The organism is Bradyrhizobium sp. 139, from assembly GCF_023074175.1.
Lineage (GTDB): Bacteria > Pseudomonadota > Alphaproteobacteria > Rhizobiales > Xanthobacteraceae > Bradyrhizobium.
The window spans coordinates 1-1,248 of record NZ_JADPKS010000147.1 but is presented as its reverse complement, the minus strand read 5'-3'; the positions used below and the strand labels follow the sequence as shown (position 1 = coordinate 1,248).

The 1,248-nt window shown below is 63.1% G+C and carries 1 pseudogene; it reads left to right on the top strand.

What is annotated here, in order from left to right:
- Nucleotides 1–7: 7 nt before the first annotated feature.
- Nucleotides 8–1,093 (top strand): annotated as a pseudogene (locus IVA80_RS31535) (DUF1522 domain-containing protein); the annotation flags it as partial.
- Nucleotides 1,094–1,248: the final 155 nt, after the last annotated feature.

Below are 1,248 nucleotides of genomic sequence, written 5' to 3'. Positions count from 1 at the left end.
TAAATAGACGGTTTACCTGCAGTCCGGCGCGGTCAGTGACATTCTGAACGCCATCGATCTCGCGACCGGGGTGCAGACCGTCAAGACTGCCGGTGCCTCTGGTGCCTTGCAGACCACCGCCGGAGCCAAGAACTCGTCGGTCGTGGCCGGCGCGCTCAACCTCTCGACCGGTGCGAACGCGGATCTGTCGATCACCGGGTCGGGCAATGCGCTGTCGGCGCTCGGCCTCACCGGCTCGACCGGCACCGGCACCGCCTTCACGGCGAGCCGGTCCGCAGCGTCGGGCGGTGTCTCGGGCAAGACCTTGACCTTCTCCTCCTTCAACGGCGGCACGGCGGTCAATGTCACCTTCGGCGACGGCACCAATGGCACGGTCAAGACGCTCGATCAGCTCAACACGGCTCTTCAGGCCAACAACCTGTCGGCCACGATCGACGCCAACGGCACGCTCACGATCGCAGCGACCAACGACTACGCGTCGTCCACGATCGGATCTGCTACTGCTGGCGGTACCATCGGCGGTACGATCACCACGGCGCTGACCTTCACGAACCCGACTGCGCCGGTTGCCGATGCTGTTGCCCAGGCCACCCGGACCAACCTGGTCGCCCAGTACAACAACATCCTGACGCAGATCGACACGACCTCGCTGGATGCTTCGTTCAACGGCGTCAACCTGCTCAACGGCGACCAGCTCAAGCTGGTGTTCGACGAGACCGGCAAGTCCAACCTGAACATCACCGGCGTGACCTTCAACTCGAAGGGTCTGGGTCTCGCTGGCCTGGTGCAGGGCACCGACTTCATCGACAACTCCTCGACCAACAAGGTGCTCACGAACCTGAACACGGCGTCGAGCACGCTGCGTTCGGAAGCCTCCACCCTTGGTTCGAACCTCTCGGTGGTACAGGTGCGTCAGGACTTCAACAAGAACCTGATCAACGTGCTCCAGACCGGCTCGTCCAACCTGACGCTGGCCGACACCAACGAGGAAGCGGCCAACAGCCAGGCGCTGTCGACCCGGCAGTCGATCGCCGTCTCCGCGTTGTCGCTGGCCAACCAGTCGCAGCAGAGCGTGCTCCAGCTGCTCCGCTAATAGCGGCTGACATCGCAATCAAGACATGGCGGCGGGGCTTCGGCCCCGCCGCTTTCTTTTTGGTGCGCCCAGCATGGGTGCACTCTTATGGGTGAAAGTCCCATCGTGAGTTGATCACAACGAGCGAAGTGAAGCGCAACTGCATGAGGGCGACC